Origin of the sequence: Nostoc sp. (genome assembly GCF_036917535.1) — a bacterium.
In the GTDB taxonomy this organism is placed as follows: domain Bacteria; phylum Cyanobacteriota; class Cyanobacteriia; order Cyanobacteriales; family Nostocaceae; genus Nostoc.
In genome coordinates, this window is sequence record NZ_JBALDA010000036.1 from 69,155 (window position 1) to 88,613 (window position 19,459).

Here is a 19,459-nt window from a genome sequence, read left to right on the forward strand (position 1 = left end):
GTATTTAAACTGAATGCGACTATTGATGAAACAAATTACTTAGTTTGATTGCTGATTTCTCTAAATATTTAGCTTTTTTACTCCTGAACATAATAATTCAATTTTTTACTAACACTGAGATAAAATTCTCAGTGTTAATGTTTTGGCGTAATCTTTGATTGCAAATTAATCAGATGGGTCGGTTCAAAACCTAACTTTCGGAGGTAATTTAAATATCAGATTTTATACTAAATATTTACCATCCCACTATCCCCGTTTCAGGAAAAACTGGCAACTTGTAGATATTTGCCAGGTCGCTCAGTATCAGGAATATACCAAGCAGGGTTCCCTTGGGGATCTCGTCCTAATTTGGCATCAGGTTGTGGAGGACGATTGTGTAGGCTGTTATTGGTAACTTCTGCTGATTCTTTGCTGGTTTGGGTTGGAGGAATAGATACAGTATTTTGTGGCTTGATACTATTATTTTGAGATGTCACCGCAGGTACAACTGGAATTGTTGATTGGCTGTTATTAGCTAATAGTGCTAATTGCTGGCTCATAATTTGTAGCTGCTGATTAATTATATTTTCTAGGAAACTAGATGCAGCTGGTTGGGGAGAAATCTGAGGTGCAGATCCATTTGTATGAACTTCATTCACTACCAAAGTGGGTGATGTGGTTACAGTTGCTGCTGATGGTACTTCTGGAGTGGGGTCTGCAACGGTTTCTGTTAATCCTAGTGTGGATAAAGCTTCGGGAGACAAGGCTTGATTGATAAAGTTAGCTAGCATTTCTAAATTCGGGCAAATTTCTAGTAACTGCCTAAGTGTTACCTTGACTTGAAATTTTTTCTTCAAAGCTAACCCGACTCGCATTAGAGATAAAGAATCTAATCCCATTTCTAAAAACGTTGTCGAGTCGTCAACACTAGCGATTTCCAATCCGGAAGTTTCTTCGATAGTTTCTTTGAGCAGGTGAATGAGTTTTTGCTGAGAAGATGTTGTCAGAGTTTTGGCCTTTTCTAATAATTGGGGATTTGAAAGTTTGGGAGTTGCTGCACGATTGGGATGAGGTAGAGGATCAATCCAGAAGCGTTGGCGTTCAAAGGGATAAGTAGGCAGAGGAATTCGTTGTCGCGTTTCCCTTTGATAGAAGTTGCTCCAATCAATAGATACTCCTGCTAGCCACAGTTGTCCTACTGCCTTGAGTAATGCCGTCCATTCGGCTTCCTTCTCAGCGTTATCACTTAGAGAAGAAATCGCCATCTGTTGTTTAATATCTTTTGCTTGTTGCCGGGCTAAGGTTGTGGTTGTGATTCGCGGCCCCACCTCTAACAAGACTCGTTTTGGCTGCTGCCATAGGGTTTGTACGCCCTCAGCAAATCGTACAGTCTGGCGTAGATGCATAGCCCAATACATCGGATCGGTTGCTTGCTGGGCTGTAATCCAGTCAGCGGTAACTGTGGATACAAAAGGAATTTGGGGTGGTGATAATTTAACCTTTCCAACTACCTCAGCAAAGGGGGCTATGATGCTATCCATCATCGGAGAGTGGAAAGCGTGGGAAGTGTGTAAATGACGACAGACAACTTCTTCACTTTCTAATTGTTTTTGCAGAACTGCGATCGCCTCTGTGGGGCCAGAAACTACACACAAGGAAGGGCCATTAATTGCGGCGATCGCTAGTTCTGCACTCAATCGCAGCTCTAACTCTTTGGCTGGCAGGCGCACTAAGAGCATAGCTCCTGCGGGTAACTCCCACATTAAACGACCGCGAATTGCAACCAACATCAACGCATCTTCTAAGGTAAATACACCCGCTAAACAGGCGGCGACAAATTCACCAATACTGTGACCAATCATGGCTTGGGGTTTGACTCCCCAACTTTGCCACAGTTGCGCTAACGCATATTCAATGACAAATAATGCTGGTTGGGTAAAGCAGGTTTGCCGCAAGGAGATAGCCGCAGTTTCGCGATCGCTTGGTGCGGGATAGATGATTTCTCGTAAATCCATGCCCAGTAAAGGTTTAAGGATTTCAGCACATTCATCCACTACCTCCTGAAACACAGTTTCGTGATTGTAGAGATTCAGTCCCATGTTCACATATTGCGATCCTTGTCCGGGGAACATGAAGACAACGGCTGGATTGCGGACTTCTATATGACGGGTATTTACTTGATTGGAATCTAAAGATTGCAGGGCTGCGATCGCATCTGTGATATCGTGACAAACTACACTGCGTCTGTAGTTGAAGGCTTTGCGCCCTCGCTGTAGGGTATAAGCTACATCAGCTAAGTTAATTTCGGCATTGTACTGTAAATATTGCCGTAAATTCGCTGTTGCAGTCTCTAAGGCTTTACTAGTTTTTGCCGAGAGCAACAATAGCTGTTGTGGACGCGAAGATCCTGAACTTTGGATTTGTGGTGCTTCTTCTAGCACTATATGAGCATTAGTACCGCCGACACCAAAAGAACTCACACCAGCTCGCCTCGGAGTTTTACCCTCCGACCATTCAGCTAGTTTGGTATTGACATAGAAGGGGCTGTTGGTAAAGTCAATTTTAGGGTTAGGAGCCTCAAAATTTAAACTAGGTGGAATCTTTTTATAATGGAGAGCGAGAGCGGTTTTAATTAACCCTGCTACCCCAGCCGCAGCAACTAAATGTCCGACATTGCTTTTAAGAGAGCCGATGGCGCAGAATTGTTTAGCATCTGTATGTATACGAAATGCTTGCGTCAGCGCTTCAATTTCAATTGGGTCGCCTAAAGGTGTAGCTGTACCATGAGCTTCAATATAAGAGATGGTTTCTGGGTGAAAGTTGGCATAAGCTTGCGCCATCGCAATGGCCTCTGCTTGTCCGTCTACACTGGGAGCTGTAAAACTTACCTTATCAGCACCGTCATTATTGATACCACAACCCCGAATTACTGCATAGATGCGATCGCGATCGTTGAGTGCATCTTCTAAACGTTTGAGGACAACCACTCCTGCGCCATTGTTGAACATTGTACCCTGAGCGCTGGCATCAAAGGGACGACAATGCCCATCTCCAGACAACATACTGTCTTCTTGAGCCAGATAACCACTGTTTTGAGGTGTAGTCATAGATACACCACCCGCCATAGCCAGATCGCACTGATAGCTGGTTAAAGCTTGGCAAGCCTGAATGACTGCTACCAAAGAAGTGGAACAAGCTGTATTGACGCTGACGGCTGGGCCTTTGAGGTTGAGCTTGTAAGCAGCACGGGTGGTTAAAAAGTCTTTTTCATTGGCTAACATAGTTTGGAACTCACCGATGCGATCAACAATTTCCATACGTCCAGAAATATGGTTAGCAAAATAAGTATTTTGACCGCAACCAGCGTATAAGCCAATCAAACCCTCAAAAGACTCTGATTCATAACCAGCATTTTCTAGGGCTTCATAAACCAACTCTAGAAAAACTCTCGCCTGTGGATCCATAACTACAGCTTCCAGGGGATTAATGCCAAAGAATGCAGCATCAAAGGTTTCTCCCCCAGAAATAATTCCTTTAGCTTTTACGTAGCTAGGATCTTTGCAAAGGTTCGGATCAATACTGGGATCTAGTTCCTCATCTTCAAAAAAAGTCGTTGACTCTAATCCCTCGCACAGATTGCGCCACAACTCATCGACATTTCCAGCGCCAGGAAATCTTCCTACTATGCCAATAATGGCAATACCATCAATATGATCTTGGTTCTCGGATGCTTGCATATTTACCATTGCTTAAACACCTTGTTGATGATTACGGCGACGAGTACGAGCGGCTTGTTGGCGTTGGGCGCGATTTTGCAGCTTGTTAGAAGACGGCTGGCTATTCTGATTTGAATACAAATAATTTGCTAAAGAGCTAATCGTTGAATACTGAAATAGCTTTACAGTAGGTAACTCAATACCAAGTTCCTGTTGTACTCGCACAGCAACTTGCACAATTGAGATTGAAGTTCCTCCCAAATCAAAGAAATTATCATCAATTCCAACGCGATCTATTTTGAGCAGTTCGGATAAAATACCTGCAAGCAGTCGCTCTAAATCGCTTTGGGGAGCAATGTACGCTTGTTCAAGTTGCGGACGTTCTCTACTTGGTGCTGGCAATTTCTGTCTATCTACTTTGCCATTTACAGTCAAAGGCATTGATTCTAATAACATAAAAGCTGATGGCACCATGTAATCAGGTAGTCGCTGCCCTAAGAAGCTACGCAATTGATTGGATATGTAACTACTATTCTGATGAAGAACAAAATAAGCAACTAACTGCTTTTCGCCTGTTTCTTCTTGCCGAGCTAGAACGACAACTTCGCGAACGTCAGGATGTTGAGCAATTTCTCTTTCAATTTCTCCTAGTTCAATTCGGAAGCCACGAATCTTCACCTGATGGTCAATGCGACCGAGATATTCTAAGTCTCCATTAGGTAGATATCTCGCTAAATCACCAGTTTTATAAAGTCGCGCCTTGGGATCGTTACTCAAGGGGTTAGCAATAAAAGCTTTCGCAGTCAAATCGGGCCGATTAAGATAACCACGAGCTAAACCTGCACCTCCCACATAGATTTCACCAGGGACGCCAACGGGAACTAACTGTCTATGCTCATCCAACACATACAATTGCAAGTCAGGAATTGCACAACCAATCACACTACCTGCTCCTGGTCTCAAATCATCTTCTGTGATTGGACGATAGGTAACATGAACGGTAGTTTCTGTAATACCGTACATATTCACCAACCTTGGAGACTCATATCCGTAACGAGTAAACCAAGGCTTTAAACTTTGAATTTCTAATGCTTCACCACCAAAGATTACCCAACGCAGAGCTAAGTTTCCAGAATCAGCAATTGTCTGCTCTGTGTAAATTAATTGTTGGAAAGCTGAAGGAGTTTGATTGAGAACTGTAACTTTTTCTTTGCAAAGTAATTTATAAAAGGCTTCGGGAGAACGGCTAACTAAATATGGCACTATAACTAACCGTCCGCCGTAAATTAATGCACCCCAAATTTCCCATACAGAAAAGTCAAAGGCAAAGGAGTGAAACAGCGTCCATACATCATTTTGGTTAAAATGATACCAATGTTCGGTAGCTTTAAATAAGCGTATAACATTGAAGTGATTAATTAATACACCTTTGGGCTTACCTGTAGAACCAGAAGTATAAATTATGTAAGCCAGATTTTCAGATGTTACTGAACTCGTGGGGTTTTCTGAACTGTATTGAGATAGAATTTCTTTGTCAGAATCAAGGCATAAAACTTGAGTATAGTTTTGAGGAAGATTATTTAATAAGTGCTTTTGCGTTAACAATACTGAAACTTGAGCATCTTCTAAAATAAAAGCTAGGCGCTCAACTGGATAATTTGGGTCAAGTGGCGCATAAGCTCCACCCGCCTTGAGAATACCCAACAATCCCACTATCATTTCTAAGGAGCGTTCTACACAGATGCCAACGAGGACATCAGGTCCTACACCTAAATTTTGTAAGTATTGTGCTAGTTGATTGGCTTTGATATTCAACTCACGGTAGGTTAATTGTTGGTCTTCAAACACAACTGCTACAGTCTCAGGTGTAAGCTCTACTTGCGCTTCAAACAACTGATGAATAGATGCTTGCTGAGTATAATTATACTCGATTAGTAGGTCTTTTTCAGATTCTTTCAAGATAGGTAATGTTAAAGTATCAGATTCTAAGTTATTTTTTGATAATGAATTTTGGCACTCATCTGCCAATAATTTATTTTTATTTTGAGCCAATGAATTAGTTATTGATTTCATATTTAAGTAGGTAAATACGATAAAAAAATATATATTTAGTTTTTTCAAGACGGTAAAATGACGAATTTGTAAAGTAGGTGTTGAATTTACATTTTGCAATATAATTGATAGTTTTCTCGCCCACTTACTTAATTTCCGCTAAAAATATATTATTTTACATAATGTGTAGTTTTGATATGCTGCTGCATTTCTCATTCAAGCAATTTATGAGTTAAGGATGCAGTTAATGTAACTACTAAAATATATAAAATCAGAATGATTACTGACTGAGAAATATTAAAGCTTATTCAAAAATTCACACGAAAGACATTTTTGTATATTAACGATATAGATTTTTCGATAAACCAGTGAACTATATAAATTGAGTACGATATTGTTCTGAGATAAATGAGTAACGAATAATTGGGTAGTTATACTCTTAGCTAAATTAGGTATGAGATAACCAACATAATGATGTATGAAAATTAATATAGCTGTAACACTACGCAAGGATACTCAAGTCTTTATATGCTTAAGCGTTAGTATTCTTACTTACAAAGTATAGTTCTGTCGTTAACTTTGAAATTATATTAAAAGAGAAATTTTACAACAAATTATGCCGTAATTTTACAATGTTTGTACGAAAGGGCACTGGCTCTAATATTTAGTTCTCATATTTTGACCTATTTCCTCAAAATTATAGTTAGTTTCAATACATCTTCATTGAAAATTAAAACTTTAGAGATGTTTGCAATGGGAATATTAACTGTACGTAGACTTATTTTCAGATAAGAAGAATAATTAATACCTTAATGAACAAAAAATACAGCGATTTTAGCAACCAATAAGTAATGTAACCCCTTTGAGGTAGGTTGGACTCTAACGAAACGACAATAGGGTGGACATTACAATGCCCACCCCACAATAACAAACTATTTGCTGTAGTCTACGTAATTGAAAACCGCTGTTTCAATTGATAGTTATTTTTGCCAAGCTGCAATAGGCGAACAGACTAAGCCACAACACTAGCAGAGAAAACGAAGTCATTTGCACTCAGGCTAGTTGAGGTAATTTGTAGTAATGAAGCCAACTCTGTATTTCCGGTTTTTATGATAGTGTCAGCACCCTGTTGCAATAGGGTTAGGGCACTAAACTGAGTGACGCCAATCCCGCCCAGCCCGATTTTATCAATACCGATCGCAAAATCACTCACAATGTTCTTGCTAGTTGGCAAACTAGCGTTAGCAATCCAGAACTGGTCAGTACCAGCACCACCATTCAGCCTATTATTACCCTGTTGACCAGCAAATAGCACGTCATCACCATCGCCACCAAAGAGCGAATCATTCACACTAGAGAAGAGTTTGTCATCTCCAGAGCCACCGTAGAGACGGTTATTGCTACCGTTACTAGTAAGGGTGTCGTTACCTGAACCACCGAATGATAATTGACGCGAACCTTCAATTACTGTCAAATTATCAGCACCCGCGCCTCCAAATAAATTATTACTACCATTGGCTTCAACTACAGTAACTTCGTCATCACCATTACCACCATCGGCACTAGTGTTGCTAGCAGGGCTGTTTGCACCAATCAAGATTTGATCGTTACCCTCTTTTGTGGACACCGAGGAGTCACTACCGACTACCACCGTGTCATCACCGCTTCCAGTCTGGATTGTGTTACCTTTACTACCGTTTACAAAGTCTGCTCCGTCACCTGTAAATAAGGTTTGATTTGGCTTAAGGGTGACATCATCACTATTGGTAGAGCCAAATTGAAGGTCTAGTGTTGTTAGTCCAATAGTGCGACCATCAAACCCTGCGGCAGTAAAGTAATGAGTATTACCTACACTCTGAGAATCGAGAATTGTTGCTTGACCATTAGTAGTTTCTTTTGAAGTTAAGACTTCTTTCGTCGAGGAAACTACATCCGGGCCTCTTACCAGTGCTTCTGTAATGGCACGACCTTTCAAATCGCCATTACTGGGAATTTCTAACCCTAAAATACGAGCAAGTGTAGGTGTTACATCAGCATTACTGACGGGTGCATAGTCTACATAACCTTGTTTAAAATCAGGGCCAATAGCCTCCATATTATTAAAGGTATCACCTCGGCCAAAGCTGCCATGCATCCCCTGCCCTTGCTGCAAAGTTGTATCAGCAATTTCTACTTGAGCTTGAGGGTTGTTTGGGTTATTTGGGTCGGTACTAAAGGTTTTGAAGTTGATCACTATAGATGGAACTGGTGTTTGAGCATCACCTTTTAGCCCGATCACACTCAATGGTAAAGCACCTGGGATGTCTCCATAAGCATCGTCTACGAAAATACCACTGATGTAGTCTTTTTGCGAAAGCAAATTCACTACCTGTTTAGCAAAATCAGCATTGCCATTAGGCAGATAAATCAGGTCAGACCCACCATTGGCAGCTACAACTATTTTTGTACCTGGGTCAAGTTGACTATTAATTACCTGACCTGTACCTCCAATTACACCATTTCCAGAAATAGGACGTTGACCTTGTGTAGCATCAACAGTGGCATACTGGATGTGGTTCAGGTCTGGGGGAAGAGTCGTAGGGTTAGGATCGTATAGAGGTAGATTTAGATCGTGAGCCAAATCAATGGCAACAAAGCCTGCGGGGAGAAATCCCGGATTTACACCTGCATAAGTTTGGGTGGCAGCATAACTTGTAGTTTTTGTGCCTTGGCTATCAATAGCTTGTTTGCTGATGGTAGAAAAACCGTGGTCGGAAGTAATAAAGACATCAGTAGTCTTGTCCAAGCCTGTACTTTTAAGATAGTCAAGAAGTTGCTTTAAATTATCATCAGCATTTTTGACCCCAGCTTTGGAAGTAGGGCCATTAATACCTGGTGTCAAGGTGTTTAAGCTATCACCCTGATTGTGTTGAGTACCATCAGGATCTCTTGACCAGTAAACCAATGCGAATGGTTTAGCATCTTCCTGAAACTTGGGTAAAACTACTTTGGTTGTGGCATCTGCAAAGTATTGTTGTTGAGCCACATTAGCATTCAGGGTTCCTGGAGTTGTGTTGTTACCAGCTGGCTGGACTCGCGGTGTCGGTTTGACATCTAGACCAGCCGCTTGTAAGCGATTGACAATATCTGGATCGAGTGGAACAGCAGACGGTGAACTGGCGGCTGTAGTCGGCGGTGTTGCACCATTGGTAGTGTCATCAATAATGATTGTATTGGGAGTAGGAATAGTACCTGTAATACCACCTTCTCGGTTAACTTGGGTGACATCTTGGATAGCAACAGGCCCTAATTTACCAACGGCTGCGGTGTTGAAACCTTGCGATCGCGCGTAAGCTAAAAGTGACTCTTCATCTAAAAAGTTGTTACCGGGAAACTTTTCATCGATATCTCCCAAAACCGCATCATTTTCGATGAATGGTGTGACGCTACCATTGGCATTAGGACTAGGAAAACCAGTGTAGATAGTATTACTAAAGTCACCTGTATCACCAAGATAATGCCCCGTGGCGATCGCAGCAGCATTCGGGGTGGTAAATGTCGGAAACAGCGAATGACTATTAGCAAAATTAACTCCTTGCTGACGGATGCTATATAAAGTTGGGGTATCAATGGGGTTTACAGAACCGTTACGCAATCCATCTGCAACAAAAATAATTACATTTCTACCGTTGCCGTTTGTATCAGCCATACCGAGATTACTCCTTAAATATTGTCAGCTACGCCTACGCAGCAATTGTGTGTTTGTATGAGCGATTAATTACACTTAACCCAAGCCAAAATTTAGCTACAAAAACCTAACTAGTATTTGGCGATAAAATGCTTAGTATCCACACAAATTAGTGCAGACAATTAAATGAATGTAATTCTGGTTACAGACTCAAAAGATAGTTGTTCAATGTTTAAGGAAAGTTATAAACAAGTTAAGATTTCGGACAAAAAGTAGAATAATTTTTAAAGACAAAATTACTAATAGATATAAAAAGCGAGCGAATATTACTCCCTCGCATGATAAAACGCTACAGCTTAACTAATGGATGTTGAATCTAAGTTGTAATCATCTATTGGCTAAACGACACTAGGAGAAAAAACGAAATCATTTGCTGTGAGGTTAGTTGATGTAATTCCCAGCAATGAAGCCAACTCTGTATTTCCAGTTTTCACGATAGTGTCACTACCCTGTTGCAATAGTGTTAAAGCACCAAACTGATTAACACCAATACCGCCCAGCCCGATTTTATCAATGCCGATCGCAAAATCAGTCACAATATTCTTGCTAGTTGGTAGACTGGCGTTAGCAATCCAGAACTGGTCAGCACCACCACCACCAGTTAGGCGATTACTGCCATCTTGACCAGCAAATAGAACATCATCACCATCGCCACCAAACAAAGAGTCATTGACACTAGAGAAGAGTTTGTCATCTCCAGAACCACCATACAAACGGTTGTTGCTACCTTCACTCTTAAGGGTATCTTTACCTGAGCCACCGAAGGACAGTTGACCAGTACCTTCAACTACTGTCAAAGTATCATTACCTGCTGCCCCAAATAGATTATTACTACCATTGGCTTCCACTACGGTAACTTGGTCATCACCAGCACCACCATTAGCACTAGTGTTGTTAGCAGGGCTATTTGCGCCAATTAAGACTTGATCGTTACCGTCTCCTGTGGACACTGAGGAGTCACCGCCGACCACTACTGTGTCATCACCTTTGCCAGTCACAATTGTGTTACCTTTAGTACCCTGTACAAAGTCTGCTCCGTCACCTGTAAGTAAAGTTTGATTTGGCTGAACGGTAATATCATCACTGCTATTGGAGCCAAATTTAATTTCTTCAGCTTGAGGTTGACCTAAACCAGGAGCAAGATTAAGGGGCTTATCTAACTTCAGTTCTAGAATCTCATCATTGTCTATGGCTGGATGTTGAGGATCGTTCCCAGGACGACCGATTGAGAAAGGATAGTTGTTGTCATTGGCTACTAAAATGGTGTTTTTGTCAATAACCAAAACATTTTCAATTGTTTGAAAGGGAAAGTCAAACTTAGTTTTGCCATCGCCATTGAGGTCTTTGGGGTCTTGGATATTTAACAAGTCTGCAACTTCTTCTTTCGCTACATAGCCATGAGAATCTGTTTTAGATAAGTCTACTTTGTAGATTCTCTTAAATTTAGCTGCATCCCCTTGATTGTTATCTCGTTCAATGACTAAGTATTCATTATCATTGATAACTGCTAAATCCCCGATGGAATTTGAGGGATTGTCCAGTTTGTAGTAAAGTTTTCTATCACTATACTTGTGACTGGCTAAATCAAATTCGTTAATTCGCAAAGCACCAGGAGTATCGCCTTGGACTGTGCCTTCTAGTAGCATATAGAGCTTGGTTTTGCTGGCGTTGATTGCTCCACCTTCAAAACCTTTGGAGCTGGCTAAATTAGCAAAGGCATCACCTGAAAGAACATCGGGGTTTTGTGGCGATCGCACTACATTATACTGAGGATCGTCTCTAAGTTTATCCCGTACTTCATCCGCAATATCTGGGAAATCTGAGAAGAGTGCATCTACCCCTAATTGATAAAACTGCTGAATTTCAGACTCTAGCTTACCTTTGTAATCTGCTGCTAAGAATTGATCTTCTGCACGGAAGGTATAAGGATGAACCTGCAAGCCTGCATTGTGAGCATCTTGAACTAAGGTACTTGGAGGTAATGTTGTCTTGTCAGCATCATTAACTGTACCGTCCCCATTAACATCATCGGCTTTGCCATCGCCATTGGCATCAGTACCTTTGACACCAACAATCATCCGCTTCCAAGGGCCAATGCCATCAGCATAAGTGGCAACTTCAGCCAAGCCTTCTGGAGTTCGCAAGTCACCATAAGTGCGAGTGTCACCACTGACTTTCAAATCATAAGGCTGACTTTCAATAATTTTACCGTTGATGTCAATATCACTGGCATCTAGAAGTTGGACAAGTGGAATATCTACGCCTGCCGCAGGCATAATGCGATCGTGCAGTTCTTTAAGGTTACTCACTTCAAAGGACTGGATGAAAATCCGACTAGGGTCAGTAAAGTTATTTGCTTTGAGCGTATCAATGAGTAACTGACTGGTGTTTCTGTGTATTTTGTCCGTAGTGCCTACATAGGTAGCTTCATCAGCAAAATAGGTCGGATGCTTAGTTTCTGGGTAAATGCCAATCTTTTTACCTGTCTTGGCTTCCACATCCTTAACCAAATTGATGATTTCCGTGAGGGTAGGAATCTCAAATTTATCGTCAAAGGAATGATCCCGGAAAGGTAAACGTTCTTCTGCGCGTAGAGTCTTGATTTCAGCTAAGGTGAAATCTTCAGCAAACCAACCTGTAATTTTATTGCCATCTAAGCTTACTGTTTTAAGACGAGAGGCAAACTCTGGATGCTTGTAAACATCTGTGGTTGTATTGTTGAAATTAACAGTGCCATCAGCGTTCAAAACTGCTAAAGCAGGCTCATGACGAGCAATTAATACACCATCTTTTGTAACTACCAAATCAGGCTCAATGAAGTCAGCGCCTCGCGCAATTGCTTGCTTATAAGACTCTAAGGTGTGTTCTGGACGATAGCCAGCTGCACCTCTATGACCAATGACTAATGGTGCTTCTCCATCTAAAGTTTTGAAGCGGTCAGGTGTAGCAATGGGAGCTTCTAACAAATTACCAGTAGCATCAAAATGCAGTAAGTACGGGCCAAACTCGTCTCCCACCCAGATTGTCCCATCTTTATCAAAAACAAATGACTCCACATCAAAGTCAGCACCAGTTAGTAATCTTCCAGTAGTTCCTTCATTAACAATTTGGAAAGGAACTTTGTGGTTAGGGTCAGACAGTTGAATGTAGTCTAAAACTTTAACAGTGCCATCGCCGTTTTCTGTTCCCTTAAAATTCGGGTCAAGACGATTGATTCGCAATAGAAAGTCTGCACTATTATCTTTGCTACCGTAGCCATTGTCTGACAGGAAGTAGAAAGAATTGCTGTTAGCAAATTGGACACCACTAAAGCCTTGTACTGGCTGTCCTGGGAAAGGCCCTGTTCTACCATTGGTTGAAACATCTTTACCAGAAGGTGGCCCATCACTAAAAGTATCAGCAGGTAAAGAGGCAAAACCGACTAATTCAATTGCCATAATTAGAATGTTTGTTGGATGTTTTATTTGAGAGGGATCGCCAGCTATACAAGTTCTCTAATTGCACTAACTCTGCTGAGAAAAATCAATCATTTTCTCATGCTCTAAACTGAGATTATGGGTAAATGTCAGAGTTAGAAGAATATAGGTTGGTAAGTCCGTTAAGTCCGATTTCGTCGATAATTATGAAAATACATTTAGAAAAAACATATTTCCTCACAGTTATCGAAAACTTGAGTAATGATAGTAGAATGTCAACTATTAATCTGTGTTAGTGAGTGAAAGCGTCAAACACTCAGATTGCAAATTTAAAGCTGTCGATAATAGTTATGAGACAACTTAGCTAGCATTAAAGATGTTTTCATTAAAAGATTAAGAAAACAATAAATTAAACGCCATAAATGATTAAAATATGTTTATCTTCAAGATATATTTTTTTAAATTTTATAAAAATAAATCAAAAAATGCTGTATATTAAATATTTATGCTTGAGTTTGCAAACTATTTTTAATTCTTCTAAAAAGATAAAAATTTAATTTTTGCGGTTTGAATTGGCTAGCGATCGCATTACATTAAAACCCTTGGCTATCAACCTGTTAGAGAGATTTTTTTAGAGTCTTTTAATTCACAGCATTTTATAGCGATAGCCCAAACTTTTTTAGCTGAAGAAAATTACTTAGAAGCTTTGACTTGGGCTGAGAAGGCTGTAGGTGCGGATGGTAAGGTTGATTTCCAAGACTTTGATGCGCTCTTTTTAATTTGTATTATTCATTTACGCAGCAATCAACTAGAACAAGTTACGTCCACAGCAGAACGGATTATTTCTTGTTTACCAGCAGATGAAGATGTACGCAATTATGTTACATCTAAATTCGCTATAATTGGCACTGAATTGATTCTAGTTGGTGCAAAATACATTAACCCTCAGACATTAAAAGCTGCACTAACTTTCATGGAAGCAGCAAAACGTTTTAGTCCTGGTAATGCTGAAATTGCGAAAATACATAAGGATATTTCAGAAGTTGTTAGTGCTTTCAATCAATATGATGTTCTCAAAGATGATTATCAAATTATCCACGGCTTCAAAAGATTAGCAGCATTTAGCATTATTAATGCACTGGGAGCAGAAGATTCTGCCTATGAGCAAGATAGAAATTTTAAGAGTATCATTGAAGAAATTAGCAACTCGACAGACAGTGAAGTTATTGCATCTGTACAACGTATAAAGTCTAAATATTATGCCAATGATTTGTTGAATAATGAATTTTTTGCTCACCTAGAAAAGGCAGCTATGGAGATTTCTAGGAAACAGCAGTATCAACCCCAGTATCAAACTACTAACAATTCTTCGGACAGTTGCTTTGTTGTCACAGCCACCTACGGTACACCTTATGCATCAGAAGTAATTAAATATCATTACTTCAGAGATGAATATTTGATCAAGAACATCTTAGGAAGGAAATTTATTAGTCATTATTATCGTGTTGGGCCCATAGCTGCAAGCTATATTAAAAAGCACCCGAATCTAAAAAAACTAATGGCGTTTATACTGAGTAATGTAGCTAAATACTTACCAAACCCAAAGTAGCCATATATAAGTCTAAAATGCAGTTTAGGCTCAAACTTCTTTTATATCTTGAAGTTATTCAAGCTTTTTCTAATAGAATTGTCCTGGTTTAAGATTGACAGTATCGCTGTTGCTAGAACCAAAACCGTTCAGGAAAGTAGGCTCTACAGTTGTCAGATTATTGGGTAGTTCGAGAATGCCAAGTTTCTCAGCAGCCGTATTACCTGTAATGTTGAAGTCGTTGTCGTTAATTAAGGCTAGAGTATTGGGTGCTACCAATGCCAAACCTTCTAATTTTTCTATCCCGATATAACCCAACTGAGCAGCATTAGCAATTAAACTCTTGCTAACAGGGTTAATATTGGCAGTAGCTAACTCCGCAGAGGTCAGTTGTTCAATAGTTTTACCAACTGGCAAGGTAAAGTTAGCGGAGTTGTTGATGTTGGTCGCTCCGGCTAAATTAATTTGGTAAATTAGTTTATTGCCAGCAGATGTAGTATTATCATCTCTTTCAACTACTGCAAATTTGCCGTTACCTAAAGAAACTGCATCACCAATCTTATCGGTTCCCGGTAAACCTTCTAGGCGATATAAATACTCTTCTGTTACCTGCTTGCTGGCAATATCAAATTCCAGAATTCGCAGGTTGAGAGAAGCTTTAGAACTTGCGTCATTGGGGACATCTGGATTATCGATCGCACTCTGAATAAAGGCATATAATTTATTACCTTGGAGTGCTACAGCTTCAAATCCTCGGTTATTGCGGCGTTGGGCATAAACTGCTGGCAATACCTCAGTACCAAAAGTTCCGGCGGGTTGGTCTGGGTTGGGTGCAGTGGCAGTTTCTTGAGGAATAAAGCGGTCAATTAGTTTACCATTACTATCAAAGTGATAAATTGCTGGACGGTACTCATCCACCATCCAGTAGTCACCATTTTGTGCAACTGCAATTCCCTCTAAGTCTGCGCCCAAAGGATCGTTAGGAAGAACATTATTGTTTAAGTCAACAGCAATTTCATCTGTGTAGGCTGTGCCATTTGCCCCAGCTTGCAAGTTTGGTAGTCCCGTTAATGGCGTTGTGCCATCTTGGCGAAATAATCCTGTTCTGTTGGTGATGGTGATTTCACCTGTGGTGCGATTGAGTTCAAAGCTGACTATTTCTGGCTGGAAGTTGGGTAATAAAAATGGTCTTTTGACACCATCAGCATCTCCATTGGGGCCCCGGTCTGTATTAGTGACAAATTTCAGGTTGCCATTTGCCGCAATTCCTTGGAAATACAACCCAGAAAAACCACCCAAGAAAATATCTTGACCTTTGGAGGTAGTGCCTAATTTGGGTAGGTTGTCAAAGTCATAGATAGTCAACTTGGGTTGGACAACGGGATTGCGAGGATCGTAACTAGTGGTATCGATATTTAAAGAATTGGGTAAGGTATTAGCTATATTTTCCCAAGGCACTAGCTTAAAGTTCGAGTTGACATTTTCGCCATCAATGGTTTTGGCAGGTTCATTAGACCCATCTTGAGTAACAAATAAACCAAATGGAAAGTTAGGCCCTAGTGGCACATTAGTGACATCGGCACCATCTGACTCTTGGACGCTATCAATTGACCCATTGTTACCAATGGCAAAGTTACCCACGTATTCGTTATTACCTTCACGAGTGTAGGCAACAAAGGTACTATCGCCTTGGCTGGATGCTAGCAGGTAGCCTGTACCGTTTTTGCCGTAGTAAATGGTCAACCCTTCTGCGTCATCGGTGAGGTGAGAACCACCTTCAAAACGCACGCGATCAATTAATTTACTTGTTGTGCCACCATCTGGTTCTGCGTTGAATTTCCAGATGCCCACATCTTCTTGGGCTATGTAGAGAAAGCCGGTTTCTTGGTCAACTACCATACCCTCTGTTTGAGGAGAACGTCCTGCTGCGGTGGGTGAGGGAATGGTGAACTCGCGCACCAGTTCTGCTCCAATTTTGCCATTACCTTTGTCAATTAGCTTGAACTGAGCTATATCTCCAGTTTGGCGACGAGTGGTAAAGACATAGTAATCATTAGTTTCGGGGCTACGGTATAGGGCAAGTCCGTAAGAACTGCGAGTGGATGCAGAATAAGGAGGTTCAAAAGGCAATCCTTGGAAAATAGTACCAATATTGCTATCGGTGATATCTTCCAAATACTGACCGGAAGTGGTGGGATTGGGGTTAATTTTGAAGATTGCTAGTTTATCATTTTGGCGATCGCTAGCTACGGCAATATCAACAGATTGATTGCCTAATTTAAAACCGTATTGCAGGTCAATGTTATTGTAGCGAATGCCACCAGGATTAACTGTTTGCAACAAATTACCAGACAAGTCATAAACCCGCAGTCCAGCATTTTTGACTGAGGTTAATACTAGGCTATCGGCAGAGTTTGTCGCATTAACATAGATAGCTGGATCATCAGCATCAGCATTTTGATCTACGACTGGTAGTGCTGGATCTTCATCGTCAAATAAATCGGGGCGAGTTTCTAGTGTGGGTGCGGCAGTGGGAACTAAGTCTGCACCCAAAGTGAGGATTTGGGTATATTGGGTGCTGCTAAAGTTGTTGTCACTCACCAGTACAATGGACTGACGACCATCTGCTAGTTTAGGGCCGAAGGCAAGACCTTCTATATTATCTACTCCTGTAATCGGGTGATTTGCATCGGTGGGCAGATTCAAATCGGTTAAATTCAACAGCAGATGCTTTTGGGCAGGTTTAATAGCTGCTAGTTGTTCAGCACTCAAATTATTGAGAGAATCGTCGAAACTAATATCAGTTGCACCTTGCAAAGAAACTTCGTAGATTTTGATGGTATTGCCTACACCTTGGGCAAAGGAGCGTTCTAACGCCAGGAAAGTACCACGATTATCTATTGCTAATAAATCCGCCAAACCATTGTCAGCAGAACCTGTGCTGGGGTTTGGTGCTTCGGGAATGGCATCGGTGATGTATAGGTATTCTTTTTCTGGCTGTCCAGTAACCAGATTGTATTGCAGAATCCGAGAAGGGCTGCCATTAGTAAGTGAAGCTTTTAATCCATCTTGGGATAATGCGTTTTCGGTGGCGGTGAATAGGGTTTTCTGGTCAGGTGTGATGGTGAGGCTTTCAAAGGCTAAGTTATTGTATACGCCTGATGTCTGCGTATCTCCCGCATCTACAATACCATCGCCGTTGGTGTCTTTGACTACTGGTAAAAATTTGCTGGGGACAGGAAGCGATCGCACTTCTTGCCCTGTAGTCAGCGAAAACTCTTTAATAAAAGGATTGGTAACGCGACCAGCAGTAGGATTAACTTCGCCTTCTGAAGAAATGAAGACTGTGCCACTGTTCGTTAAAGCAATACCTTCTGTGTCGAGACTGTTGGTTGCAAAAAAGTTGCCTTTGGTATCTTTTAGGGGAGTAACATTAGTAAAAGTCACTCCAGAATCGGCAGTGAAGGTATAAAAACGGGCAGGGGCAACTTGAGAGCGATCGTCTGAGATTGCATAGTAGCGGTTGTTAACTGCATCGTAGGTGACACCAGATAGTCCCCCTAGTGGAGTCGGTGTTCCATTCACAGTTCCCGCCGCACCAGCAGGAATAAAGCCTGTGGTGAAAGTACTCTGCCTTACAAATCCAATATTAGGAATGGTTTTACCTGGTTCAGTTGCCCCGGTTTGCACATCTGCAAATACTAGACGATGGTCAGAACTAGGGAACGGAAAAGTACCTACTGGGGAAAATGTTGGATCGGTATTTAGAGGCCAAAATACTCCTGAGTCGGCAATTGTCAGGTCAGTTGAGGGTAGCACATAGTCAGTCCGCAGGTTTCCGGGAGTATTATCAGCAAAGTCTGCGGTGTCAAAGCTAGGATTACCCTTTTGGCTAGTGTTTGCACCACCCTGCAAATCTGCTTGTTGGCGTGCACCCAGACTGGTAGGGATGACATTAGTATTGATATTGGAATTTTGCAAGAGTTGGCGAATAGCGTTGTCAAAACTATCACCATCCAAAGGGTCTGCATTTTGGTCGCCGACAATCACAAAGCTTGACCCAGCATTAATACCGCCTATTTTACCCTTGTCATCATAAATGTAATTAGCATTACCAGGGGTTATGTAGTCTGCCCAAAAGCGGATCTCGTCGTGATTACGCTTCCCGTTGCGGTCTTCCGCGCCATCAAAGGTTGGGGGCGTGGGGTGGCTGGTGAGGATGTGAATTGTCTCGCCGTTTACCTGGATGGGTATATCCCAGTGACTTTTAGAAGAAAGGCGTAGAACTGCTAATTCCTTCTTAGAATACCAATCATTTGGCTGTGGTGTTGTCGGATCGTCAGGAAGCAAAGCATTGGGCATATCCTTCCAAAGGAAGTTTTGGAAGGTGCGGATATTGGCAGTGTCGATGGGATATTTGGATAGCAGCAATATCCCGTATTGACCAGGGAAATTCCCAAATCCGAAAGCATCATCACCGTATCCAGCTGTACTTGGGGTTGTAACCGCAGTACCATCGTTGTTTAAGTCCAACCCAGAGGCAATACCTGTATTGGAAGGCGCGATGTAGAAGTAAGGGTAGTCAATGGGTGTTGTACCATTCTGGCTGACGGCTAGGTAATTTTGCCGGAATAGTTGAACTGCCTCCGGCGAATAGTCAAACTCGTTAATTAGCAACACATCCGGGTTATTACGCTGGATGATTTCTGCAACTGCCTTTGCTTGAGCATTGTTAGGCGTAGACAGGTCGGTTACTAACTGACCTTTTGCGTTGCGATTCAAAGAAGCATTGAACTGAGAAAAGCGAATTGTGCTTGTAGTTACCATAAGTTAGTTCTGAGGTAGATTCCACTTTTTCTTTGCGCTTACCCTGCGGTTAGGCGTTACACATCTATGCGGCAAAAACTTTTACGCTATCGCTCTGAAGTTTTCCTAAAAGTCCATCACTTGAATCTGCGTTAAACAAATACAAAGCCAATAT

Annotated in this window: 5 protein-coding genes and 1 pseudogene; 1 reads left to right on the top strand and 5 read right to left on the bottom strand. The window is 41.3% G+C overall.

The genetic code is table 11. The annotated features are described in order from the left end of the window. Positions 1 to 257: 257 nt before the first annotated feature. From V7K56_RS12565 to V7K56_RS12580, 4 genes and pseudogenes are all read right to left on the bottom strand, one after another. Positions 258 to 3,725, bottom strand: a complete 3,468-nt coding sequence (locus tag V7K56_RS12565; protein WP_442940020.1) for a beta-ketoacyl synthase N-terminal-like domain-containing protein — start codon at positions 3,723 to 3,725, stop codon at positions 258 to 260. Positions 3,726 to 3,728: 3 nt separating this feature from the next. After that, entirely contained in the window at positions 3,729 to 5,768 is a 2,040-nt protein-coding gene (locus V7K56_RS12570) for a non-ribosomal peptide synthetase (protein ID WP_334910869.1), read from the bottom strand. A 991-nt stretch (positions 5,769 to 6,759) separates the two neighbouring features. Further along, positions 6,760 to 9,435: an alkaline phosphatase family protein gene (locus V7K56_RS12575; RefSeq protein WP_334910871.1), complete on the bottom strand. Its 2,676-nt coding sequence runs from the start codon at positions 9,433 to 9,435 to the stop codon at positions 6,760 to 6,762. A 377-nt stretch (positions 9,436 to 9,812) separates the two neighbouring features. Continuing rightward, positions 9,813 to 12,905 (bottom strand): annotated as a pseudogene (locus V7K56_RS12580) (esterase-like activity of phytase family protein); the annotation flags it as partial. Positions 12,906 to 13,596: 691 nt separating this feature from the next. On the opposite strand from V7K56_RS12580, the gene V7K56_RS12585 reads away from it, so the two are divergent. After that, the gene (locus tag V7K56_RS12585) at positions 13,597 to 14,499 is read left to right on the top strand and encodes a CFI-box-CTERM domain-containing protein (protein ID WP_334910873.1); all 903 of its coding nucleotides are present in this window, start codon (positions 13,597 to 13,599) and stop codon (positions 14,497 to 14,499) included. 69 nt (positions 14,500 to 14,568) lie between these two features. Here the strand turns inward: V7K56_RS12585 and V7K56_RS12590 are convergent, their stop codons facing one another. Then, on the bottom strand, positions 14,569 to 19,305 hold the full coding sequence (locus V7K56_RS12590; protein ID WP_334910875.1) for a phytase: 4,737 nt from the start codon (positions 19,303 to 19,305) through the stop codon (positions 14,569 to 14,571). Positions 19,306 to 19,459 lie beyond the last annotated feature (154 nt).

Excerpts from the sequence above, each read along its gene's own strand:
- V7K56_RS12565 (WP_442940020.1), bottom strand. The coding sequence starts at position 3,725 with ATGGTAAATATGCAAGCATCCGAGAACCAAGATCATATTGATGGTATT.
- V7K56_RS12570 (WP_334910869.1), bottom strand. The coding sequence starts at position 5,768 with ATGAAATCAATAACTAATTCATTGGCTCAAAATAAAAATAAATTATTG.
- V7K56_RS12575 (WP_334910871.1), bottom strand. The coding sequence starts at position 9,435 with ATGGCTGATACAAACGGCAACGGTAGAAATGTAATTATTTTTGTTGCA.
- V7K56_RS12590 (WP_334910875.1), bottom strand. The coding sequence starts at position 19,305 with ATGGTAACTACAAGCACAATTCGCTTTTCTCAGTTCAATGCTTCTTTG.